Consider the following 24,322-nt stretch of genomic DNA (forward strand, 5'->3'; position numbering starts at 1 on the left):
GTCCTTTATAAACATACTATAACTTTAATAGAATATATCTTAATCTACTTTTTCATAATCCACATCAATAATAGTATTATCTTCATAATTAATATCAATGGAATCTGCTGTAAATGTGTCATTGCTGGATATATCAGCTTTTATAGTAGCATCGTTCTTTGTCCTTATTTTATATATACAATTTTTAATTGTTTTTACTAGTTTAAACCCATACCATGCTAAAACTCCGAAAACAGCAATAAAAAATAAGGCTCTAATAACAAAGATAGCTATATAAGGTATTGTGATTACTAAAACGATAAAAATACCAATAGATATTGCTGATTTCATTAACTTTGAAATTATGTTTTTGCCCTTCGTATATTCCATGATAATATTTTCCTTCTTTCATTTTCAGTATTTATTTTCTAAGTAATGACTTAATTATATCATATAAATAGAGTCAAATATTAACTAGACCTTAAGAATGTATTAATAATTTATTAATTAACTTATTTTATCATATTGTTTAAATCATTGCTAATATGCTTAATTTCCTGGATTTCCTGTGCAATTCGAGAAATTTTATTGTTTTGTTCATGTATTACGGATAAGATTTCTTCGGTAGTAGCTGCATACTCCTCAGATACTGCAGCAATATTTTGTACCTCAGCATCAACTACAGCAAATGTGTCTTTAACACCGTTTATAATTTTGCTTTGCTTTGAAATGTGTAAATTTAACTCTTTGAATACAGTAATTAAACTTTCAAATGTACCGTAAAGTTTTTTAGAAATTTGGTCCCCCATATTTACTGCCTCATTACCTTTTTGAGCCTCGCCTAAAGCCACAATAGTTGTTGTGCTTGTATTTTTTATAACCTTGTAAATATTTTCAACAGTACTATTACTTTCCTCTGCGAGTTTTGCAACTTCCTTAGCTACAACTGAGAACCCTCTTCCTGCTTCTCCCGCTCTTGAAGCTTCTATTGAAGCATTTAAAGCTAATAAATTTGTCTGCTGCGCTATGTTTTTTATTCCAGTTAAAAATCTATCAATATCACTCATTTGTTTTCGGAGAGTAATTACTGTATCTAAAGAAGATTTCACAGCAGTTTTAATTATTCCCATCTGCTTGTCCATTTCTTTAATTCGCTGTGCTCCTTCTGTGACTTCATTGTTCACTATTTCTGAAACACTTACTATTTTCAGTGAAATTTCTTTACTCTCTTCTACAGTATTTGAAGTATCCATTATGGTTTGGCTTATGTTTCTGACATTATCTGCTTGCATAGATATTCCATTCGTCATCTCATTAACTGCAGAAACTACATCATCACTTATTTCCATTACCATATTTATATTTACATTAGATTTTTCTATACTCTTATTTAAGACTCCGGTACTTTTATCTATACCACTCATTGTATTTTCTAATTTGTCTAACAACTTCGAAGTTTTTGTCTCTTTTTCAATACTTTCGCGAATTAACTCTGAACTCCATTTTGAAAGTAGACATAATAAAAGTATGCTGATATTTATTATAGCTATGCTACTTACAAAGGCGCTAATTTTAATATTAGCTCCCAGCATCGATGTTGGTGAAATAAAGTACATTAAAATCAAAGAAAAATTTAAAATAAATCCATAAATACACAACAAAATAATATCACTATATAATGCTACCAATAATAGGCATGTAATATATAATAAAAATCCAGATTCCAATCCCCCTTGTAAATGAGCCAAGTATAAACTTCCAAAAAGTATTGATATGTTTAATAGTAATCCCTTAATTCTGAAATTAATCTTTGAAATATAAAAAATGCTTGCAATTATTGACGATATTCCAGTTATCATCAAAACTTCAATGCCTGCATTTATACCTTGTACCACTGTAGTTTGCAATGATAATACAATAGTAGATATCCATATAGCTACAAGATTAAAGTTTAAAGTCTTTTTATTTCTTTTAGTAATTTCCTTTCCATACTGCATAATTTTATCCCCCTCATAAAATAATTATACACATAATATATATCCAAATTATACTATAAATGCGCAAATTATACTATATTTTTTAAAATTTTCAATTCAATTTTCAATTCACGACGGGCAACTAACTATTGCATTCCACCATCGATATTTATAACTTGTCCGGTAATATATTTGGATTTTTCACTAGCTAAAAAAGTTACAAGCATACCAACATCACAAACTTCTCCAAACTTCATCATAGGTATTTCAGCGGTTAAAGATTTACGCTCTTCCGCGCTGAGCCAAGCATTCATTTCTGTATCTATAACCCCTGGTGCTATTGCATTAACCCTAATATTTGAAGGTGCAAGTTCCTTAGCTAGTGCCTTTGTAAAAGAATTAATCGCCCCTTTAGAGGCTGAGTAAATCACTTCACAGGAAGCACCTACACTCCCCCACATTGAAGATATATTTATTATTATTCCACTCTTTTGCTTTATCATTTCTTTCACTACACTATGAGAACAATTAATCGTACCCTTAAGATTTACATTTAAAATACTATCCCATTCAACTGGCGACGCATCCATAAATAAACCTATCTTTGAGATTCCTGCATTATTTACCAATATATCTATTTTACCTAATTCTTCAACAGTAGTTTTTATCAGCTGTTTTGAAAATTCATAATCACTTACATCCCCCTTGATTTTTACAGCATAAGCCCCTAATTCTCTAATTTCTTGAAGAGTTTTTTCAGCTGCTTCATCATTACTTTTATAATTTATAACTACGCAAGCCCCAGCTTTCGCTAGTTCTATAGCAATGCCTCTTCCAATTCCCCTAGACCCGCCTGTAACTATAGCTACTTTACCTTTTAAATTCATAAATACCGCTCCTAACGTTTTTTACATTTTTAATAAAAGTTCTTTTTTCTTTTGATTAAACTCATATTATACCGTTGTCTTGCTTTTAAAATTGAATCAATGCCCAAAACTGCCATTTTAGATTCTATAGTCTTCTCTAATTCTATATCGTTCTCTGTATAGTCTATTACTAAAAAAAAATGAACTTTTCGCGGAAAATTCAAATCCCCAATTAAAGGTACTTTATTATCGATAACATGCTTAGAAAGTTCTTCATCAGTTTTCACCTAAACCTTTTTTATGTTTTCAATAGGTATAAAAAAATATTCCGAGGTTATTGCGGTGTTGTATAGAACTCCAGAATTATTTATTAATATATTGGCATTAAAAGCACATTCAATATTAGCAAAAGATTTACCACCTTCATTAAATTTTCTAATATAAGTTTCTTTAATTTCATGGGCTTCTTTTTTGTCTTTCCATACTTTGTATAGTGATTTCATAATAATAGTTCACCTCAATATTATTATCATTCTATTAAATGTATTTTGCAACAATTAATTAAGAAATTCATATTTATAGAAATTTATGATTTTATTAGATAGTAATTTTATTAATATATAATTTAAAAATATTAATAATATGATAAATTGAATTATTATTCATTTAGTAACATATGGTTTTTGTTACAATAATATGTGAATTATGAAATAACAAGATACTACTACTTTTTATATAGAAACAACGGATATAAACTATAATGAAGGGAGTTAATTTAATGGAAAAACGTATTTTAGGACAAACAGGTGAATCACTATCCCTAGTAGGCTTTGGTGGAATAATAGTAGCAGAGGTTGACCAACGTGATGCAAATAATTATATAGCAGAAGCCATTGATGCTGGAGTAAATTACTTTGATGTTGCACCCACCTATTTTGATGCTGAGGACCACTTAGGTCCAGCACTCTTAGGGAAGAGAAATGGTATTTTCTTAGCATGCAAGACAGAAAACAGAAGAGGCTGCCCTGGCATTAATGGAAAGATATGATTTTGAGTCAATATTACTCCCTATAAACTGGGTAAATATATTTAATGCAAACTTCGCCCCCAAAGTACTTGAAATAGCAAAATCAAAAGGTATGGGTATTTTAGCTTTAAAAGCTATGGCTAAAACAAGTACTATTAGGTTTTTTATATCTTCTACCTATTTGCATTTCACACAATTTATGATACATTTTAAGTAGTTGAAAAAAATTTACTATTATGTATATTTATTTAGATTTATTTATTTATATGTATAATTAAATCTTATTTGTATAGTAGCATTTGATAAATGCAATTGGAGGATAATATGGCTAAAACTAACAGAGAATTTGGTGAAGGACCTATTCACACAATAACTAACTACATATTTTGGTTTTTCTTGGGTAATTTATATTTTTGCGTTCTAAATATTCCACTACTTTTCATATTGCTTGTGATCCTATCTAACGGTGGGCAACAAATGCCACCCTGGTTTGTTTCTGTTATTATTTTATGTAGTATTCCAATAGGACCTGCTGCCACCGCGCTACTTAGTGTAATGGGAAAACTCATCAGAGAAAAAGACATAAGTATTACGAGAGATTTTTTTAAAGCTTATAAAGCTAATTTTTTTCAATCATTATTATTTTGGACTTTAGAAATAATTTTGATAGGTATACTTTTTATTGATACTAGATTTTTTATTTCGAAGGGTTACCCACAAATTCTAACTTCGTTTATTTTTATAATTATTGCACTTATTTTTTTAATGAGCCTATATGTATACCCAATAATATCAAGATTTTATTTGTCCTGGAAGGATACCCTTAAAACTGCCGCTTACTACTCCATCAAGAAAATCCATATTACATTATTGAACCTTGCTAGCTTTATAGTTGTAGGCTTTGTACTTTTAAAAGTGTCTTCCTTTATATTAGTATTTGCATCAAGTATCATCTGTTATTTGCTAATGTTTTACCAACAAAAAATACTATTGGAAATTGAAGACAAGCTTAAAAAAAATACCGAGAATGTTCAAGAATAAAGTATTTCAAACATAAAATCTGGGAATGGGTAGGTACTATTTAACGAAATTAAAATAGTACCTACCCATTCCTTTAAATTTTTTTCTCATATTTTCCTCTATGTGTGCTAAAATATATATTATATGGCAATTAAATAATATACTTTAAAATCAAGCTCTATTAATTTAAAAAGAAAGAAGGCTGAAATGGATAAAAAAATCAAAAGTTATTTTAAGGAGCAATCTATTTTCTTTATAAGTGCAATAAAATGGATATGTATTTCAACTTTCATTGGCATTATAGTAGGAATTGTAGTTACACTATTTATTAAGCTGGTTTTCTTTGGAGTTAGCTATGTATCTAATATAAATTATTATTATCTACTCCTTCCTATCGCCTTATTTTTAAGTTCTTTTATAATAATAAAACTTGCCCCTGCTGCAAAAGGGCACGGAACAGAGAAAGCAATTGAAGCAGTTCATAAGAATTCAGGAAGAAGCGACTTTAAAGTTGTTCCGGTTAAGCTTGTTTCCACACTAATCACTATAATTTTTGGTGGTTCAGTTGGAATGGAAGGTCCAGGAACTCAGATAGGAAGTGGAATTGCATCCCTTGTAGGTAAACTTTTTAAAATGGATGACATAGACACAAAACGACTTGTAGTCTGTGGAATAAGCGCAGGTTTTGTTGCAGTTTTTGGTGCTCCCATTGGTGCGGCAGTATTTGCAGCTGAAGTTTTATATATTGGCAAAATTTCATATGTATCCCTTCTACCAGCAGTTATAGCATCTTATACCAGCTATTTTACAGGACTTTACATAGGGACTAGTGCTTTAAATTTTTCAATAGCATTTGTACCTAAATATCGTATAACAATGTTTTTAAAGATAGTTGCATTTGGCATATTCATCGGAATTGCTGCAAGATTTTTTATTGCCTTTATTAATTTTGTAGAAAAGCTATTTGAAAAAATAAGATTTTACAATCCCCTTAAGGGCATTGTAGGGGGATTAATTATTGTTGTATTTGTACTTCTTGTGGGTTCTAATGACTACATTGGCATCGGAGAAGAAGTTTTACATAGGGCTATGGCAGGTGAAAAACTAAATGGTTTTTCATCACTATTTAAGATGTTTACCACAGCTGTAACACTATCAAGTGGAGGAAGTGGTGGAATTTTAACACCTATGCTTTACATAGGTAGTTCACTTGGAAATACTTGGGCTGTTATTTTCAACCAGAACATAGCTTTTTTTTCTGCAATAGGTATGGCAGCATTTTTCGGTTGTTGTTCTAATACACCTATTGCAGCAATTATAATAGCCTTAGAACTATTTGGGCACTCTACAGGTATATATACATCTATAGCCTGCGTAGTTGCATATTTGATTATGGGACATACGAGTATTTATCCAACACAAATTCTTGTAACAAGTAAGACTCCATCAATTAAATATGATGTGAACAAAGAAATTAGTAATTCTAGAAGTAAGGATGTTGTCTTAAAATATGGTTTTCAGAAAAAATTGTTTGGTGATAAATATAAGGATTAATTATTATAAATCTATTATAATATAATAACAATAACCTATAAATTCCATTAAATTATGGACAATATATTTTAATGGAAATTATAAGTTCTTGCAATGTATACGATTATCTTTTATATTTATTATAAGACATACATATGTTTATTATAAATAACTTTTAAAATGTTAAATATAACATATATAAATAAGGAGGAATTTAAATTGAGTAAAATTGAACAACTAACCGTAGATACTATAAGAGTTCTATCCGCCGAGGCAATACAAAAATCAAATTCAGGACACCCAGGGCTTCCCCTTGGAGTTGCACCTATGGCTTACACCTTATGGTCAAAGCATATGAAACATAACCCTAAAAATTCAAAATGGCAGGATAGAGACAGATTTGTACTATCCGCAGGACATGGATCAATGCTTGAATATTCACTTCTCCATCTTTTTGGATATGGTTTAACTATTGAAGATATAAAAAATTTCAGACAATTTGGAAGCTTAACACCTGGTCATCCTGAGTATGGTCATACAAGAGGTGTTGAAGTTACTACAGGGCCTCTAGGTCAGGGGATTGCTAATGCAGTAGGTATGGCAATAGCTGAAAGTCATCTTGCCGCAAAATTCAATACAAGTGAACATGCTATTGTAAATCATTATACATATGCTATATGTGGTGATGGAGATAATATGGAAGGTATTTCTGGAGAAGCAGCATCCCTAGCAGGTACTTTAGGACTTTCTAAGCTTATTGTAATGTATGATTCAAATGCAATATCTATAGAAGGAAGTACAGATATTGCATTTACAGAAGACGTAGGCATGCGATTTACTGCCTATGGATGGCAGGTTTTATATGTAGAAGATGGCAATGATATGGAAGCGATAAGTAATGCCCTTGAAACTGCAAAACTTGAACTTAATAAACCTTCCTTTATTGTGGTAAAAACTATTATAGGATTTGGTTGTGCTAAAAAACAAGGTACTGCATCAGCACATGGTGAACCTCTTGGAGAAGATAATATATTAGATATGAAAAAATGCTTAGGCTGTAGTGAAGAACCTTTTACTGTTCCAACTGAAGTAATTAATCATATGGAAAATGTAAAATCAGACCTTGCAAAACAAGAAGATGCTTGGAACACACTTTACACTCAATATAAAGAAAAGAATCCTGAGCTTGCTAGTGAATACGACGCATGGCAAAACGGAGAACTTTCTACAGATTTACTTAAGGTAGAAGAAATGTGGAAGTTTGAAGGTAAAGCCGCAACAAGAAACTCATCTGGAGCTATAATAAATATATTAGCAAAATATGTACCAAACCTTATAGGTGGATCAGCAGATCTTGCTCCATCTAACAAAACATATATGAAAGGCATGGGTGATTTTTCAAGGGAAGATAGAAACGGATCTAATCTTCATTTTGGTGTAAGAGAACATGCAATGGCAGCTATTGCAAATGGCATCTATGTACATGGTGGTCTTAAACCTTTTGTTTCAACTTTCTTTGTATTTAGTGATTATATGAAGGGCGCTATGAGATTATCTGCTCTTATGGGTCTTCCCGTAACTTATGTTTTAACTCACGATAGTATCGCAGTTGGTGAAGATGGGCCGACTCATGAACCAATTGAACATCTTGCAGCACTTAGGGCTCTACCAAACTTTAATGTATTTAGACCAGCTGATTCTAAAGAAACAGCAGTTGGATGGTATGCTGCAATGACTTCAAAGACAACACCTACGGCATTAATACTTACAAGGCAAAATCTTCCTTTATATGAAGAGACCTCAACAGAAGCCTTAAAGGGTGCCTATGTATTAAAAACCTATGAAGATGCAGGTAAAAACCCTGATATTATTTTAATGGCTTCTGGTTCTGAAGTAGAATACATTTATGAAGGCGCTAAAGTATTAAATGAAAAAGGTATAAAGGCTAGAGTAGTAAGCATGCCTTGTTTAGATTTATTTGAAGCACAATCAGATGAATATAAGGAATCTATATTACCAAAAGATCTAAGAGTTAGATTGGCAGTAGAAGCAGCTTCTTCCTTAGGTTGGCATAAATATGTTGGTCTAGACGGTGATATAATTTCTATAGATAGATTTGGAGCTTCTGCTCCAGCAGATACACTATTCAAAGAGTTTGGATTTACAACAGAAAATGTTGTTGATAAAGCACTTAAACTTCTGAACAAGTAAGAGAACGGTGCCCCCCAAGTGCAAGTGGCATCTTCATGAATAATTTTTTAAATAAGATGACCTATTCAGTATGCTGAATAGGTCATCTTTATTTATTTTCTACATGAGTTTTTTATTATTTTTACTCCATTTTCCAATTTTCTAATAAGTAGTTTTCTGCCTCTTCACACCAAAGACCCTTCTCAATGGAATATGCAAGGGCAGCAACCATTGAGTCACCTGCTCCTACTGTACTTTTCACATCTACTTTAAGTCCATGTGCATATATGGTATTTTCCTTAGTTATAAAAATTGCTCACTGGCCTCCTAAAGATACCGCTAAAATAATGATGCCATATTCCAGCAAACCTTTTGCTTTAGTAATCCAATTACCATAGATCTTCTTATCCACGTTGCTAGGCACGCTTCCTGACATAATTAGTATATCTTCACTGTTTATATTGTTAAAAATTTTATCACTTAATTCATTTAAGTCTTTTAAACTTGCTTGTGGACCAGCTTCATTAATATCTGTATTAGTGTGATTGTGCATGTCTACAACCTTTATATTTGTTCTTGTTTCTCCCTTTGTAAAAATAAAGTCATTTAGAATCTTTATATCATCCAAATATTCTTTTATGAACTGACCCGGTTTACCAGAAACAATCCCCATTGCTTTACTTTCAGAACCCAAATTTTTTATTACTTTTGATACATTAATTCCTTTTCCACCAGCATCGATTCTTATGGGTTACTAACTCACGGCTAAATGGATGAGCTCATCTTTAATATATATACAGCTAAAGTTACTAACTACCAATGTATTAAGTCAACTGTTTTAAATCTAGTTTTTAGCTGTAACTATATTTAATTCAGTTCACTTAATACACCATTTTTTGATATTCACAAATTAGACACCTCTAATTTTCCATAGATTAAATTCTATGGTTTTTGCTTTATAATTAATAATTAATAATTAATCCTAATTACTAATTCAAAAATAATTACTCTTAACACTTTATTTATTAGGCCAATTATGGTATTATGTATGTGGATTATTAAAAAAGGAGGTTGATTATTATGTCATATAAAATTACTGATGCATGTGTAAGTTGTGGAGCTTGTGAGCCAGAATGTCCAGTTAACGCTATAAGCCAAGGAGATTCTATATTTGTTATAGATGCTGATACTTGTATCGATTGTGGAGCTTGCGCTGGTGTTTGTCCTGTAGGCGCTCCAGTTGAAGCTTAATTAAGAACATATTTCACATAATTAAAATATAAGCTACTGACTTTGTCAGTAGCTTATATTTTTCTAATCATTTATATCTTTAAATCCCTCTCCTAAAATTTCATGTACGTTATATGAGATTATAAATGCTTTTTTATCAATTTCTTTTATAAAAATCTTTAATTTTATAAATTCTTTTTTATCTAAGACGGTAGTTATAATTTCTTTTTCCTCATTAGTATATGCTCCTTTAGCAGTATATAAAGTGGCTCCCCTACTTAGCTCTTCAATAATATACTTTTTTATATCTTCGCCTCTTGTGCTAACAACTTCAATTTTTTTGCAAATATTCATTCCTGCAATAACTGCATCTATAGTAAATCCATTGATAATAACTCCAAGCAATGCATACATTCCAATTTTAGGTCCAAAGGCAATACCCGCGAAAATAGTTACAAAAAAATCAGCTAAAAGTAAAGCTTTGCCTATATCTAAGTGAAAATACTTATAAAGTATTTTGGCTATGATATCAGTCCCTCCTGTGGATGCATTCTGGTTAAACACCATGCCCATGCCTACTGCTCCAATTAATATTCCAAAGATTAGTTCCAGAAATAAATCGTTTGTAATACTACCGCTCATTGGGTAAATTTTCTCTAATCCCCATATCATACCAGATAATCCCAAACTAGAATAAATTGTCTTAACTCCAAAGCTAGATCCTATAAATATAAAGCCTATAACAAATAGAATTACATTTAATATTAACATTATAGCTCCAATAGAAAGACTTGGCACATACAAATTTATAATCATTGCAAGGCCACTAACTCCACCTACGGCTAAATTATTGGGCACTAAAAAGAAATAAACTCCAGCAGCTACTAGTGCTAACCCAATAGTTATTAAGACATATTCTTTAATAACTTTACTCATGCTACTCTCCTCCATTATTTTAACTATTCATTACTATAACAATTTTAATATTAATTTATAAACATGAAGATTCAAGTATGTAAGAATGTGGCAAATAGTATATATTGAGTTTTATAGGCTCTTAGTTTATGTAGTGAAAAATCACAGTAAGGAGCCAAGGAAGGGCTGCTAGCACTTCTGAGACAGGATGCCCAATAAGTGCGGTAGGTGATTTTTCATGGAATAAACTTAGAGCCTATTAACGAATGCTCTACTATCAACCCTTCTGCATTCCTTACAGGCACTAAACAATTATTAATTGTTTAGCATCCTACATATTGTACCTTCATTGAATACTTAAAATAGTAGCTTTATTAAAACTCAGCACTGCCAGTTGTTCTTGGAAATGGAATAACGTCTCTGATGTTGCTCATTCCTGTAATATACATAATAGCCCTTTCAAATCCTAATCCAAATCCAGCATGTTTAGTTCCGCCGTATTTTCTTAGCTCTAAATACCACCAGTAATCTTCTTTGTCAAGACCACATTCTTCCATCCTAGATTCTAAGATGTCTTGTCTTTCTTCTCTTTGACTTCCACCAATAATTTCTCCTATTCCTGGTACAAGTAAGTCCATGGCAGCAACTGTTTTATTGTCCTCATTTATTCTCATATAGAAAGATTTTATCTCTTTTGGATAGTCAGTTACAAATAATGGTTTATTATAAACTTCTTCTGTTAAGTATCTTTCATGCTCAGTTTGAAGGTCGCAGCCCCATGTTACTGGATACTGAAATTCCTTGCCTGATTTTTGTAAAATATCTACAGCTTCAGTGTATGTTACCCTGCCAAAATCTGCATTTACAACATTATTTAATCTTTCAATTAAGCCCTTGTCTACAAAACTGTTGAAAAACTCCATTTCTTCTGGAGCATTTTCCATAACATATTTAATAATATATTTCATCATATCTTCTGCTAGTTGCATATCATCTTTTAGATCTGCAAAAGCTATTTCAGGCTCTATCATCCAAAATTCAGCTGCATGTCTTGCGGTATTAGAATTTTCCGCTCTAAATGTTGGTCCAAAAGTGTAAACACTTCTAAATGCTAGTGCAAATGCCTCTGCTGCCAGCTGTCCGCTTACAGTTAAGCTAGTTTCTTTACCAAAAAAGTCTTGCGTAAAATCAACTTTTTTGTCTTTATCCATAGGCATGTCATTTACATCAAGGGTAGATATTCTAAACATTTCACCTGCACCTTCACAATCACTACCAGTAATTATTGGAGTATGAGTATATACAAAGTTTCTCTTTTGAAAAAATTCATGTATAGCAAAAGCAGTTAGTGACCTTACTCTAAATACTGCTGAAAAAGCATTACTTCTTGGTCTAAGATGTGCAATAGTTCTTAAATACTCAAAAGAGTGCCTTTTCTTTTGCAATGGATAGTCAGTGTCTGACATTCCTTCTAAAACTATTTTAGTAGCTTTAAGCTCAAATGGTTGCTTAGCTCCTGGTGTTACAACTAGTGTGCCTTCTATAGTCAAAGAAGAGCTTATAGGTAGCTTAGATATTTCTGAAAAATTCTCTAACCCTTCCTCAAAAACTACTTGAATATTTTTAAAGAAACTTCCATCATTAACTTCTATAAATCCAAATGCTTTAGATGCTCTTAAAGTTCTTATCCATCCTGAAATAGATATGTCGCAGTCTTGATACTTTTCTTTTTCTCTGTAAATTTGTTTTACTAACAATTTTTCCATAAAATTGCCCTCCTTATATTTTTATACTTTTTTAGATAATAAAAAAAGCCCTTCCTCCCTTAATAAATAAAGGGACGAAAGGCTATAATTTCGCGATACCACCCAATTTGTCATAAAATATGACCACTCTATTCAATACAGAATTATAAAATCCATGATGTGAATTATAATTCGATAATGACCAACAATTAACGGATTGGACCCGTCTAAGCCTACTCTCTTGTAGATTTCGGTTAGAAACTCTGAGATGTTCTTCAATATAAACCTCGTATTGGTCTTTCACCACCACCAACTCGCTATGACTACCTTTTATATTTACTCTTCTCTTCACAGTATTTATATGTGAAAATTATAATAATTAGTATTTGCACTAATTAATTTTTATATTCTAATTTAGATTATAATATTTATAATAATAATTGTCAAATTTTTTTATAACTTACTCGCCATTATTGCCGCCCCTATAGACCCTGCATATCGTCCCAATGCATTTGTAGTAACTTCTTTTCCTAATTTTTCTGATAGACTGCTTAAAATATAATCATTCCCCGATAAGCCCCCTGTAAAGAAAATAATTAAACCCTACAGAGTGTTTTCCACATAAGGAGCTAACTTTACTGACTATTGAATCAACAATAGCAAACGCTATATCTTCTTTTTTCTCTCCCCTGCCTATAAGACTAATAACTTCAGATTCAGCAAACACAGTACACCTTGAGCTTATTGTAATTCCACTGCCCTTAGCTGCTAAATTACAAAGTGAATCTATATCCATGCCTAGCGCATTAGACATAATTTCTAGAAACCTGCCAGTGCCTGCAGAGCATTTATCATTCATAATAAAATCCGTTATCATACCATTTTCTACACAATAACTTTTGTATCTTGTCCACCTATATCAATCACAGTACAGTCAGAGCACAATAAATAGTTGGCACCCTTACCATGACAAGTTATTTCTGTTATAGTTTTATCTGCATAAGGCACAGATACTCTTCCATGCCCTGTTGCTACAACCTTTGAATTTTCATTATTTATTCCTAATAAATTCAATTTATCTTTGATAGTATTAGCAGTTTCAACACTGCTCCATCCTGTAGGCATTACAAAGTACTTTTCTAACTTATCGCCCTTAAATACTGCTACTTTAGCTGCTGTCGAACCAATGTCTATTCCTATGTAAAACATATTTTTATCTCCTTATATTATATGTATTTTAACTATATCTTTAATTATAATACATTTAAGCTGAAATCCTCAAATTATTTTTCTATTCATTAACTTTAAAGAATAAATATTTCGTAACCATGATATCATATTATATTTAAAATGAAAGAACAACTATTAGTAATTTAATAGTTGTTCTTTCATTTCCTATCTTAAGCTTCCATATCCTATCTTGATTATCTAACCTTTGATGGACCATTAATCAAAATCTTCGTATTCATCTTCTTCTTCATATTCGTCTTCAACTATTTCACCAATAACTGAATCTCTCTTAGCAATTTCTCCAGTAACCTTATTTTCAACAATAATGTTAGATTTTACACATCCATCTTCTTCACTTATAAAAGTTCTTGCTGTAATATCACCCTTTTCTAAAGCTACTCCCTGTGTAAGTTTTTCTGGATGATCAAATGTAATAGGCTTATTATCTAATCTATCACTCATTGTATACTCACTTCCTTTCTAAATCTATTTTGTGCAGGAAGTCATCCAAATATACTTTGAAAATGTTGCCTAATTTACATTTTTCTAAAGTTAAAAAAGCTCAAAAAATTTATAATTGATTATACCTTAACCATTTTATTCTGTAAATCCTTCTCCTAATACCTCTCTAACATCTGCAATAGTGATAAATGCTTTAGTATCTATATCTTTAACCATTTTTTGCAGAGGCACCAATTGATTTTTACCAACTACTACAAATAGCACCTGTTTTTCTCCCTTTGTATACATACCAGTACCATTTATTCCAGTAACTCCTCTTTTTAGGTCCCTCAATAATGCTTCCGCTATTTCCTTAGAATTATCTGAAATAATAAATACCGCTTTAGAAAAATTTATTCCTTCAAGTATGCTATCTATAACTTTTGAAACTATGTATACTGATATAAGTGCATACATAGCTTTTTCAATTCCAAATACAAAAGCACCTATTATTATTATAGTTGAATCAATTACTAATATAATTTTAGCTATTGGAACATTCTTTAAATAAACTTTTATTATATTTGCAGCTAAATCGGTACCACCAGTGCTAGCAGATGCTCTTAATACAAAGCCTAATCCTATTCCAACGAACACCCCACCAAATATACTTGATAACAAAAAATCGACCTCTGGTGCTGGTATAAAGCTTGTATAAAACAATGCAAAAGATAAATAGGCTGCAGCAAACACAGATTTGCCTACAAATTTTCTTCCCTTAAGTTTTATAGCAATAGCTAGCAATGGTATATTAACTACAATATTAGTAAGCCATAAGGGTATTCCTGTTCCATAGTGTTTTTCGGTAATATATTGAATTATAATGGCAAGACCTGATAATCCACCTGTCACTAATCTTATTTTCGCCAAAAACATATTTACCCCTGCTGCAAGTATTGTACTTCCAATAATAATATAAATATAATTTAAAATATTTTCATTTTTAGTATCTATTCTCATTTGCTTTATCCTACCTTCTAATTTTTAATCAAGCCCATTTTTAATCAATAAAATTTAATCAAACTAATTTCCCCTCAATAAAGTTATCACAATTATTGTATTATGTAAATATAAAGCTTGCTCATATTTAGAAGTTTTTAATATCTTTGTTAACTATAGCATATTTTACTCCATTTAAAAAACACCACTTGCAATATTAATTTAGGGGGACTAAAAATACTGCATGTGGTGTTTTTTTATTTGGTTATTTAAAGGATTAACATAAATGACTATATTTATTCAAATATTTAAAAAATATTTGAAAAATATTTTTAGTAAATTATTTCTTGCCCAGAATAATTTATTTCAACTGCTTTTATGTTACGTTTTTTCATTTTTTCAACAAATTTTTTAGTAACCCCCACATCATCTCCAAAATGCATAGGTATGAATAAGTCAGGGTTGATTTCTTGAGAGAAATAATCTCCGCCTAAACAATAGAATTCTTGGAGTCTTGAATCTACAGGAAAAAATGCTATGTCAATGGGTTTTTCTTCTTTTAACTTCTCAATGTGAGCTTTAAATGAAGATTCTGCTAAAGATTGTTCCTCTGCGCTATCTTCTTTCCAGTGCCACCAGTTAAGATCTCCCGCATGAAAAATGGTCAGCCCATCTACTTTCACTAAGAAAGATATACCAATATCTGTTGAACCATAAGCTTTCACATAAAGGCCTTCAAATGATTTTTCTTCACCTTCCTCCATAAAGCTATAACTAGGTTTATTTACACTTATTTTTATGTCTTCACTAAATATATATTTTATATTTCTATTATATTTCTCCCACTCTAAAATTCTAGAATTAAAATGATCCGCGTGACTATGCGTGGCAAATACAAAAACGTTTTTCATGTTCTTAATATTTTCAGATGATAACAACTCTGACTTATGATGAGTTTCATCTTTTTCTAAAGGTTCCTTAAAATAATCAAATATTAAGAAATGATTCTTAGTCTTAATAGCAAATCCACTATGATATATATAATATATTTTTGCTTGTATTTCACTCATAAATTATCGCTCCTAACTATATTTTTTTTGTGTATTTTAAATAAATAAAATTCTATCATCCTTATTTTATCACAGACACATGTTAACTTCATACTAAGTTATATTTTTTACTTTAAATAATTCTTTATGTAAAAATTCAAGAAAGCATATAATCATGATATAGTATATATATCAAATTTTTTAAAAAAGGTGGTTATATTAATGAAGTTTTCGTTTGATCATAATAATATAAATGTGTTGGATTTAGAAAAAAGTGTAAAATTTTATAAAGATGCTCTAGGATTTATAGAAATCAGGCAATTTCACGCACCAGATGATAGTTTTACTCTTGTATTTTTAGGAGATGAATCAACTAATCATAAATTAGAGCTTACTTGGATAAAGGGTAGAACTGAAGGCTACAATCTAGGTGAAAACGAGTTTCATCTTGCCGTAGTTACAGATGATTTTGATGCAGCTTATGCCTATCATAAAGAGATGAAGTGTATATGCTATGAAAATAAACCTATGGGGATATATTTTATTATGGATCCAGATGGATATTGGACAGAGATTATTCCTAGAAAATAATCTTAATAAATTAGTACAAAGTCTTATTAAAATAAATATTTTTTTCAAAGTCTAAATAAAAAATAAGTTCCTTCGAAGGTTATTGTATGATATTATTTTATTTATCGTTAATATTTAAGTATTTTACATGCAGTTACATTAAATAAAGTTTTATGTATCTGCAAGATTAGGGGGGAATTATGAATATTTTTTCAATTATATTTATACTAATAAGTTTTGGCTCTATGATAGGGGCCTTCATTTTAGAAGGTGGCAGTCCTGCTATGCTTATGGCTGCCACTGCTGCTATAATAGTTTTTGGAGGTACAATTGGATCCGTCGGCCTTGCATCTTCAACTAAAAAGTTAAAAAATATTCCTGCTATGCTTAAACTTATATTTACAGCAAAAGAAAAAGATTTAGTAGAAATTGTGAGCTATTTTAAAAACTTATCCTTTAAAACTAGAAAAGAGGGCCTACTTAGCATTGAAGCCGAAATAACAGGTTCATTGGACCCTTTTGTTAAAAAAGGTTTACAGCTGGTGGTAGATGGTGTAGATCCTCAAATGGTAAAAACAATTTTAGAGTTTGAACTTGAGTCGACATATGATAGACATAAAGAAAATGCTGCTATATTTGAAGCTGCTGGCGGATTTGCACCTACTATGGGGGTTATAGGTACAGTTATGGGTCTGGTACAAGTCTTAAGTAACCTTGCTGACCCAGCTGTACTCGGAGAAAAAATTGCCGTTGCATTTATAGCTACGCTATACGGGGTTGGCTCTGCAAATTTAATATTTCTTCCTTTAGCCGCAAGATTAAAGGATTTAAATAATGAAGAAATGAAAGAAAAACAACTGGTAATAGAAGCTGTTCTTCTTATGCAAGAAGGTGCGAATCCTAATATTTTAGCTGAAAAACTGAAAGGATTCCTAGATAAAAAACAAATAAACAAATTTAATGAAATGAATAATGGGGTAGCATAATAATGAAAAGGAAGGAAGAAAAGGAACCTAATAGTGAGCGATGGCTTTTAACTTATTCAGACCTAATAACCTTACTTATGATATTTTTTGTTATTATGTATGCATCAAGCAATGCAGACACTACTAAATATAAACAGCTATCCCAGTCACTTAACGCAGCTTTCACTGGTGGTAGTGGAAAAAGTATTATTGGAGATGATTCAGCTATAAGTATATCAGAATCGAGTACTAAAATAGTTGAAGAAACATCAGCAGGTACTAAAACATCAGAAGAAAATCAAATGGAAGATATAAAAAAGAATGTGGACAAGTACTTAAAACAAAATGGATTAAGCACTAACGTATCTACTAAAATTGACGAAAGAGGCCTTCAAGTAAGTCTTAATAGCACTCTTCTTTTTGATATAGGTAAAGCAGACGTTAAAGCAGACTCAATAATAAAGTTAATAAGTATAGGAAAAATACTAAATAAGGTTGACAATTATGTAAGAATAGAAGGCCATACAGATAGTACTCCAATTAGTAATAACGAATTTAGCTCAAACTGGCAACTTTCTGCTATTAGGGCTACTAATGTTACTGAACTTCTTATTTCACAAGCAGGAATTTATCCTAAAAGGATATCAGCAGTTGCCTATGGAGAAAATAGACCAGTAGCAAATAATAATACTGGAATTGGAAAAGCTAAAAATAGAACTGTAGACATCATTATATTGAGCAGTAAATTTTCAAAAACAGAAAATATCAAATAAAAAAGATGTTGCTATCTAAAGCAACATCTTTTTTAAATTATTATTTTTAAATTATTATTTTTAAATTTCCTTTAATAATTGAAAGTTTACCATCCACAATATCAACTACTGCACTACCACCCTGCGAAAGTTCTCCAAACAGTACTTCATCTACAAAATAAGTCTTTATTTCCTGTTGAACTACTCTATTGATTTCTCTTGCACCATAAGCCTCAGAAAAACCTTTTTTACTTAACCAAGCATATAGATTTTCTGTAACCACTAATTTTATATTTTTGGTTAAAAGTTTTTCTTCAAATTGTTTCATTGCCTTCTTAGCTATTTGAAGTGCCATAGCATCGTCAATTTTATTAAATACAATTATATTATCCAATCTATTTCTGAATTCTGGAGAAAACACTCGTTCCACTTCTTTAGTAATTGCTCCCCCTGACCCTATTCTTTCTCCAAATCCAATTATATTTTTACTAGCTTCCCTTGCTCCTGCGTTAGAGGTCATTATTAAAATAGCATTTCTGAAATCTGCTTTCTTACCCGTATTATCTGTAAGTGTTGCATAGTCCATAACCTGTAACAACACATTTAGTATGTCAGGGTGTGCTTTTTCAATCTCATCTAGGAGTAGCACACAATGAGGATTTTTTTTCATAGCCTCAACTAATAGTCCTCCTTCTTCATACCCCACATATCCTGGTGGTGAACCAATAAGTCTAGCCACAGTATGCTTCTCTTGGTATTCACTCATATCAAATCTAATAAGTGGAATAGACAAACCAATAGACAATTGCTTACTTACTTCAGTTTTTCCTACTCCTGTAGGTCCTACAAAAAGTAAAGATGCTATTGGCTTGTCTTCTTCATTAAACCCTGCTCTAGATCTCTTTATAGCTCTTACCACAGTGTCTATAGCCTCGCTTTGACCAAAAACTTGCTTTTTTAAATTGTTGTCCAAGTTTTTTAGTGTAAGAACTTCATTATTGGATACACTTTCCTCTGGAATTTTTGCAATTGAAGCTACTACTTTCTCCACTGCGCCCACCGTAATAACAATGGGTTCTTCATTATCTTCTGCATTAAGCCTTGCATAAGCGCCTGCTTCATCCATAATATCTATAGCCTTATCTGGGAGATATCTATCCTTAATATACTTGCTAGACAACTCAACTGCTGTTTTTAAAGCCTCTTCTTTATATATAACATTATGGTAATCTTCATATCTGTCTTTTAAGCCCATAAGAATATCAAAAGTATCAACAGTTGAAGGCTCCGGCACTTCAATCTTTTGAAATCTTCTAGCCAGTGCACTGTCTTTTTCAAAATGTTTCTTATATTCATCATAAGTAGTTGATCCAATGAATCTTACCTTACCATCTGCAAGAAAAGGTTTAAGAATATTTGATGCATCCATAGAACCTCCAGAAACTGCACCTGCACCAACTATAGTATGAATTTCATCAATATAGACTATAGGTTTTTCTTCTTTACTGATTTCTCTTAATACTCTTTTAATACGTTCTTCAAAATCGCCTCTATACTTTGTACCTGCAATTAGAGACCCCATATCCAAATAAAATATCTTACTTCCTTGTAATAACTTAGGTACCTTATTATCCATAATTAGTTGTGCAAGTCCTTCGGTAATAGCAGTTTTACCTACCCCTGGTTCTCCTACGTGCACCGGATTATTTTTAAGTCTCCTGCATAATACCTGCAGTGTTCTTTGCAGAATGTCTTTTCTCCCAATAAGCGGATCCATTTCCCCTCTCCTAGCTTTTTGCGTTAACTCCACAGTAAAATTGCCTAGAAAGTTTTCTTCCCCCTTTGGGTTATTCATATCTTCTTCAAATGCTTGGTCTATATCTTCTTCGTTTTCTTCAAATTCAACGGACTCTTCTTCCTCATGGTTTGTTGTACCTGCAAAGTCAAAAGTATCTACTACAGATATGCCGTGGGCTATATAATTAAGAAGATCCCGCCTCTTCACTTGCTGTTTACGCAAAAAATACGAAGCAAAACTTTCCTCATCGTCATACATGGCTACAATTAAATCACCTATTCTAACCAATTCTTTTCCCGAAAGCATAACGTGATCTTCTGCTGTTGATAAAATTGTTTGAATACCAATTGTTTGGATTGGCTCTGCATCTTCCACAACATCTATATTTTCCTTTAAAAATTTTACTATCTGTTTTTTAAGAGTTTTAACATTACCACCACTATTCTCTACTATATCAATTCCCTCTTCAAAAAATAAAGAGGCATAAAGAATATGTTCTGGGGTGAAATATTCATGATTGGACATTTGAGCTTCGTTATAAGCTGCCGTAATAATCTCATTTACTATATTATCTAATTGCATAATTACTCCTCTTCTAAGGTCAATTTTAATGGGAAACCACTTTCCTCACACATTTCCATAGCTTGAATGATTTTTGTTACACCTACGTCATAGCTATATATTCCTGCAATGCCTCTACCTTTTTTATGTACATCAAACATAATTTTCGTGGCTTGCACAACCTGTTTTTTAAAAACTCCCACCAATACCTGCACAACAAACTCCATACTTGTATAATCATCATTATGAATAATTACATTGTACTTATTGGGTTCCCTAATCTCCATTTCTATTTTATCCTTAATATCGATTTTTTCATCAAAAATACTTTGCTGCGACATAATTACCAACTCCACTGTTTTAATCGAATTTTATGTTGACACCTATTCAAATACTAACTAGTCTATTTTATTTCTAGTATCTTACTATAAGACTATTATATCCTACTTGTTTATATATTACTGCATTTACCTATATAATTTCAACCATTCTATGCTTTTTTCTTTATGTCTAGAATTTATAATATACACATATTCAAAGTAACCTTTTATTTATTTCCCGCATATTATGTAGAAGGTCATAAGGCCTCAGAAAAGGAGGAATTACTCTTGGAAATTAAGGAAACAGTTCACCCTTGCGATAAATGTGGTGAAGTTAGTTCGCAAACATTGTGTTTAAGTGATGGATTTAATATTGAACCAAACGGTATTAATGGCCCTCTAGTAGTTAAAGTTCCAGTTGTATTAGCTCAAAAGAACATTCAAATAGATGTTGAATCTGAAATTAAATTAAAAGAACCCTTCTATGAAATTAAAAGAATAAAGAAAACTGTGTTTTTAACTCAATGTAAATTGCTTCCATTATCCGGCAGAATTATAGATGGTGTTCCTGTTACTGGAAAATTATTTATAAGCGGATATGTAAGAAAAAATATAGAATATGCTACTGCTGATTGTGTAGATAAAAAAGTTGTAAGTGGTAGAATAGCTCATACAACAGTAGATTGTCCATTCACAACTGTAACCGAAGTTAGATATGTTATTACACCATTAGTTAATACTACTATTGGAGATACTACAACATTTGCTGAAACCCCATTCTGTGAATTAGAGGCAGTAAGAATTATTGAAGACGAGCTTATAAGAGATCCTATTTGCCACCCTATTAATGATAAAGTACAACTTTATAATAAAATAGTTGAAAAAATGGTAGTATATATTAATGTTAAAGTATTGCAAGTACAACAAGTAAATATCCCAGGTATTGATACATTTAATTCCTGCGACAGATAAATATATAAGTATAAACATTTAGATATAGTCGTTCTTCTAAAATTAATAATATTCATTAGACGAACGTCTAATTATCTATATTGGTCTTAGTTTTTTTACATATATAATAATGTTTTAATACATATGGCATCTAAAAAAATAACTAGTCAGTTTATTAATCTATTCTAGCTTAATCAATACTTTATCTAGTGAATTTTACTTCGATGCCTAAGCCCTATGATAAAGGAGCATATTTCCATGGTATCATACAATAACTATGATAAGTTAGTAACTAGAAAACTAATTGAAATTTTGAAAACTTTACAAGAATTATCCTGTGCTGAAAGTACTGCGCATGATAACATTGCTGGACTAAATAGTTCTAGTGCGAAAAAAGATCAAGAGGATAGAATAATTTCTAATTGTAATGAAAGTTGGATAGCAACACTTCCCATAATAATAGCAGAAAAAAATATAGATATTCCTATTGAGTCCATATTTAAATTGAAAAATCCAGCATTAGATATAAAAAGTATGAAAAAAGATGTATATCTAACTAATAGTTCACTATTACCTCTATATGAAAAACAAGGTATTCCTGATGCATTAAATGGGAAACTATTTTTAGAGGGTTATATTAGAAATAAATTAGATTTTTCTATAGCAAAAGAAGTACATGATAATATAATTAATTTAGATACTGAATCTGTTATAATTTATGTTCCTTTTAAATTTACTACTTTAATTCAGTATAAATCCGCTCCAGTCTTCTCTAGAACCGAAGATTATATCCCCATATATATATTATCGAATTGTCAGGATTTTCATAATGATTACCATAAAAATTCAAATGAATATACAAACAAAAGAGAGACTCAGCATGAAGAATATATTAATTGCAATACTCCGCCCATAAAATGTGAAATAAATAAAATTAAAATTCATGAAACATATACCCTTTTGGATAAAGCACCTTTTAATAAAGACTTTCCTATTGAAATGGAATTTCATACTATCAAGCAAAACATAATAATAAATCTCTCACTTGAATTGCTCCAGAAACAAGATGTATCCATGAGTTCACTTCTTATGCAACAAAAAAAATAAAATTCTTCTTATAGATAACATAAACTAATTCATCATTTTGTATAATAATCTTGCATTCATGTTTAAATAAAAAAAATATGGTAAAACTATTAGATGTTAAGTGAATTTTATTTTATTCTCCTAATAAATAAATTTCATTTTACAATTCACTCAATTATACTAGATCATATTCTCTAAAAGCTCTTTCAAATGGTGAAAACCCCAAGGTAAATTGGGGTTTTTATTATGCACAAAAATAACCAACTTATCATTAACTGAATAAGATGGCTACTCTAAAAATATGATATATATTGGGAATGCATTGCGATAGCAGGATTTTTCATATTAATAAAATGTACGTTACACAAGATTTATTGTAATCTCATTTTAGTAATTTCTTTATAATAAGTGATACTTTCAGCTTCATCACTTGTAATTAAATTATCTACAAGTAGTATATTATCAATATCCACCATCTTAAAAGCTTTTGTATTTCTATTATGTGCATCGCAAATCTTAATGCTTAGATTCTTTCCATGTTTATCCCCAGTTTTAATTAGGAACAAAACATTTTCTTCCTCATCAGAAAGATCTTTAAAGATATTAAAATCTTCATTTATAAGTAAAGAGTTAATAACATCTTTTCTTAAATCACTTTTTATGATTGCTATAGTATCATCATGTTTGATGAGATATTCAGAAATAAAACCCACTAACTCCTGCTTTGATTGAAATAATTGTGTATTTGACATTTATATTACCCCCTAAATTATTTAACTAAATCGCATCTTTTATACATTGTATTGCATTTTAATACATAAGTCAATAGAGTAATATAATATTAAAATTTACATATTGATTATTTTTTACTTCAGTTCATCTATCCAAGCCATTTATCGTAATATTCTCTTCAGCTCATTTATATTTATATTTCTGTAAATATTTATATATGAATAATTATTCATTAATTTGTATACATAACGCAATTAAAATTCAAAGTATTACCGCATATGCAATTGACAACCAAGTTTATAACGTTCTATACAATAAATGAAATAGCAATTATGTGGTTATTTTTTCTTATATTATGCTAACAAAAGTATATATCACGTAGAATAC

25 protein-coding genes, 1 pseudogene and 1 other annotated feature are annotated in these 24,322 nt (G+C 30.8%); of the genes and pseudogenes, 10 read left to right on the forward strand and 16 right to left on the reverse strand.

Annotation, left to right across the window (positions count from 1 at the left end):
- Nucleotides 1-39 precede the first annotated feature (39 nt).
- The 5 genes from KPL51_RS00135 to KPL51_RS00155 form a co-directional block, all read right to left on the reverse strand.
- A complete protein-coding gene (locus KPL51_RS00135; RefSeq protein WP_216155540.1) occupies nucleotides 40-369 on the reverse strand; it encodes a hypothetical protein in 330 nt (109 codons plus the stop codon).
- Nucleotides 370-491: 122 nt separating this feature from the next.
- On the reverse strand, nucleotides 492-1,976 hold the full coding sequence (locus tag KPL51_RS00140; protein ID WP_216155544.1) for a methyl-accepting chemotaxis protein: 1,485 nt from the start codon (nucleotides 1,974-1,976) through the stop codon (nucleotides 492-494).
- A 125-nt stretch (nucleotides 1,977-2,101) separates the two neighbouring features.
- Nucleotides 2,102-2,842: an elongation factor P 5-aminopentanone reductase gene (gene ymfI / locus KPL51_RS00145; protein ID WP_216155547.1), complete on the reverse strand. Its 741-nt coding sequence runs from the start codon at nucleotides 2,840-2,842 to the stop codon at nucleotides 2,102-2,104.
- Between the two features lie 29 nt (nucleotides 2,843-2,871).
- Nucleotides 2,872-3,108, reverse strand: a complete 237-nt coding sequence (locus KPL51_RS00150) for a hypothetical protein (protein WP_216155550.1) — start codon at nucleotides 3,106-3,108, stop codon at nucleotides 2,872-2,874.
- Complete coding sequence (locus KPL51_RS00155) at nucleotides 3,109-3,324, reverse strand: hypothetical protein (RefSeq protein ID WP_216155553.1); 216 nt, start codon at nucleotides 3,322-3,324, stop codon at nucleotides 3,109-3,111.
- A gap of 275 nt (nucleotides 3,325-3,599) precedes the next feature.
- Between KPL51_RS00155 and KPL51_RS00160 the strand changes: the two genes are divergently transcribed.
- The 4 genes from KPL51_RS00160 (at nucleotide 3,600) to tkt (ending at nucleotide 8,612) form a co-directional block, all read left to right on the forward strand.
- Nucleotides 3,600-3,869, forward strand: a complete 270-nt coding sequence (locus tag KPL51_RS00160; RefSeq protein ID WP_216155556.1) for an aldo/keto reductase — start codon at nucleotides 3,600-3,602, stop codon at nucleotides 3,867-3,869.
- A 303-nt stretch (nucleotides 3,870-4,172) separates the two neighbouring features.
- Complete coding sequence (locus KPL51_RS00165) at nucleotides 4,173-4,889, forward strand: YesL family protein (RefSeq protein ID WP_216155560.1); 717 nt, start codon at nucleotides 4,173-4,175, stop codon at nucleotides 4,887-4,889.
- 186 nt (nucleotides 4,890-5,075) lie between these two features.
- The gene (locus tag KPL51_RS00170; RefSeq protein WP_216155563.1) at nucleotides 5,076-6,422 is read left to right on the forward strand and encodes a chloride channel protein; all 1,347 of its coding nucleotides are present in this window, start codon (nucleotides 5,076-5,078) and stop codon (nucleotides 6,420-6,422) included.
- A 198-nt stretch (nucleotides 6,423-6,620) separates the two neighbouring features.
- Nucleotides 6,621-8,612 carry a transketolase gene (tkt, locus tag KPL51_RS00175; RefSeq protein WP_376770067.1) on the forward strand — a complete coding sequence of 664 codons (1,992 nt, stop codon included), beginning with the start codon at nucleotides 6,621-6,623 and terminating at the stop codon, nucleotides 8,610-8,612.
- A gap of 121 nt (nucleotides 8,613-8,733) precedes the next feature.
- Here the strand turns inward: tkt and KPL51_RS23200 are convergent, their stop codons facing one another.
- Together KPL51_RS23200 and KPL51_RS00185 are read right to left on the reverse strand one after the other, a co-directional pair.
- Nucleotides 8,734-8,904 (reverse strand): PfkB family carbohydrate kinase, encoded by a 171-nt coding sequence (locus tag KPL51_RS23200; RefSeq protein ID WP_216156122.1) that lies wholly within the window; start codon nucleotides 8,902-8,904, stop codon nucleotides 8,734-8,736.
- Between the two features lie 3 nt (nucleotides 8,905-8,907).
- Complete coding sequence (locus KPL51_RS00185) at nucleotides 8,908-9,339, reverse strand: PfkB family carbohydrate kinase (protein ID WP_216156125.1); 432 nt, start codon at nucleotides 9,337-9,339, stop codon at nucleotides 8,908-8,910.
- Between the two features lie 332 nt (nucleotides 9,340-9,671).
- Between KPL51_RS00185 and fdxA the strand changes: the two genes are divergently transcribed.
- Nucleotides 9,672-9,842, forward strand: a complete 171-nt coding sequence (gene fdxA / locus KPL51_RS00190; RefSeq protein WP_125001991.1) for a 4Fe-4S ferredoxin — start codon at nucleotides 9,672-9,674, stop codon at nucleotides 9,840-9,842.
- 63 nt (nucleotides 9,843-9,905) lie between these two features.
- Here the strand turns inward: fdxA and KPL51_RS00195 are convergent, their stop codons facing one another.
- The 6 genes and pseudogenes from KPL51_RS00195 to KPL51_RS00220 all read right to left on the reverse strand — a co-directional run bounded on the left by KPL51_RS00195 (nucleotide 9,906) and on the right by KPL51_RS00220 (nucleotide 16,221).
- Nucleotides 9,906-10,757 (reverse strand): YitT family protein, encoded by an 852-nt coding sequence (locus KPL51_RS00195; protein ID WP_216155569.1) that lies wholly within the window; start codon nucleotides 10,755-10,757, stop codon nucleotides 9,906-9,908.
- 353 nt (nucleotides 10,758-11,110) lie between these two features.
- A complete protein-coding gene (gene asnS, locus KPL51_RS00200; protein ID WP_216155572.1) occupies nucleotides 11,111-12,502 on the reverse strand; it encodes an asparagine--tRNA ligase in 1,392 nt (463 codons plus the stop codon).
- A 67-nt stretch (nucleotides 12,503-12,569) separates the two neighbouring features.
- Nucleotides 12,570-12,842: a binding site (T-box leader), on the reverse strand.
- Nucleotides 12,843-12,934: 92 nt separating this feature from the next.
- A pseudogene (locus KPL51_RS00205) lies at nucleotides 12,935-13,690 on the reverse strand (acyl-CoA dehydratase activase).
- A gap of 237 nt (nucleotides 13,691-13,927) precedes the next feature.
- Nucleotides 13,928-14,173 carry a hypothetical protein gene (locus tag KPL51_RS00210; RefSeq protein WP_216155575.1) on the reverse strand — a complete coding sequence of 82 codons (246 nt, stop codon included), beginning with the start codon at nucleotides 14,171-14,173 and terminating at the stop codon, nucleotides 13,928-13,930.
- Nucleotides 14,174-14,308: 135 nt separating this feature from the next.
- Nucleotides 14,309-15,172 carry a YitT family protein gene (locus KPL51_RS00215; RefSeq protein WP_216155578.1) on the reverse strand — a complete coding sequence of 288 codons (864 nt, stop codon included), beginning with the start codon at nucleotides 15,170-15,172 and terminating at the stop codon, nucleotides 14,309-14,311.
- 311 nt (nucleotides 15,173-15,483) lie between these two features.
- Complete coding sequence (locus KPL51_RS00220; protein WP_216155581.1) at nucleotides 15,484-16,221, reverse strand: MBL fold metallo-hydrolase; 738 nt, start codon at nucleotides 16,219-16,221, stop codon at nucleotides 15,484-15,486.
- Nucleotides 16,222-16,422: 201 nt separating this feature from the next.
- Here KPL51_RS00220 and KPL51_RS00225 point away from each other — a divergent pair, with 201 nt between their 5' ends.
- The 3 genes from KPL51_RS00225 to KPL51_RS00235 all read left to right on the forward strand — a co-directional run bounded on the left by KPL51_RS00225 (nucleotide 16,423) and on the right by KPL51_RS00235 (nucleotide 18,508).
- The gene (locus KPL51_RS00225) at nucleotides 16,423-16,791 is read left to right on the forward strand and encodes a VOC family protein (protein WP_216155583.1); all 369 of its coding nucleotides are present in this window, start codon (nucleotides 16,423-16,425) and stop codon (nucleotides 16,789-16,791) included.
- 179 nt (nucleotides 16,792-16,970) lie between these two features.
- Entirely contained in the window at nucleotides 16,971-17,756 is a 786-nt protein-coding gene (locus KPL51_RS00230) for a flagellar motor protein (RefSeq protein ID WP_216155585.1), read from the forward strand.
- A gap of 2 nt (nucleotides 17,757-17,758) precedes the next feature.
- Nucleotides 17,759-18,508 (forward strand): flagellar motor protein MotB, encoded by a 750-nt coding sequence (locus KPL51_RS00235; RefSeq protein ID WP_244997951.1) that lies wholly within the window; start codon nucleotides 17,759-17,761, stop codon nucleotides 18,506-18,508.
- Nucleotides 18,509-18,554: 46 nt separating this feature from the next.
- On the opposite strand, the gene clpA is transcribed toward KPL51_RS00235, so the two are convergent.
- Entirely contained in the window at nucleotides 18,555-20,867 is a 2,313-nt protein-coding gene (gene clpA, locus KPL51_RS00240; RefSeq protein ID WP_216155588.1) for an ATP-dependent Clp protease ATP-binding subunit ClpA, read from the reverse strand.
- A 2-nt stretch (nucleotides 20,868-20,869) separates the two neighbouring features.
- Nucleotides 20,870-21,187 (reverse strand): ATP-dependent Clp protease adaptor ClpS, encoded by a 318-nt coding sequence (locus KPL51_RS00245; RefSeq protein ID WP_216155591.1) that lies wholly within the window; start codon nucleotides 21,185-21,187, stop codon nucleotides 20,870-20,872.
- 267 nt (nucleotides 21,188-21,454) lie between these two features.
- Between KPL51_RS00245 and KPL51_RS00250 the strand changes: the two genes are divergently transcribed.
- Both KPL51_RS00250 and KPL51_RS00255 read left to right on the forward strand, forming a co-directional pair.
- Entirely contained in the window at nucleotides 21,455-22,138 is a 684-nt protein-coding gene (locus tag KPL51_RS00250; RefSeq protein WP_216155594.1) for a CsxC family protein, read from the forward strand.
- Between the two features lie 237 nt (nucleotides 22,139-22,375).
- Nucleotides 22,376-23,224 carry a DUF7852 domain-containing protein gene (locus tag KPL51_RS00255; protein WP_216155597.1) on the forward strand — a complete coding sequence of 283 codons (849 nt, stop codon included), beginning with the start codon at nucleotides 22,376-22,378 and terminating at the stop codon, nucleotides 23,222-23,224.
- Nucleotides 23,225-23,574: 350 nt separating this feature from the next.
- On the opposite strand, the gene KPL51_RS00260 is transcribed toward KPL51_RS00255, so the two are convergent.
- The gene (locus KPL51_RS00260; RefSeq protein WP_216155600.1) at nucleotides 23,575-23,955 is read right to left on the reverse strand and encodes a hypothetical protein; all 381 of its coding nucleotides are present in this window, start codon (nucleotides 23,953-23,955) and stop codon (nucleotides 23,575-23,577) included.
- Between the last annotated feature and the right edge of the window lie 367 nt (nucleotides 23,956-24,322).

The organism is Clostridium bowmanii (assembly GCF_018861315.1).
GTDB lineage: Bacteria > Bacillota > Clostridia > Clostridiales > Clostridiaceae > Clostridium_AD > Clostridium_AD bowmanii.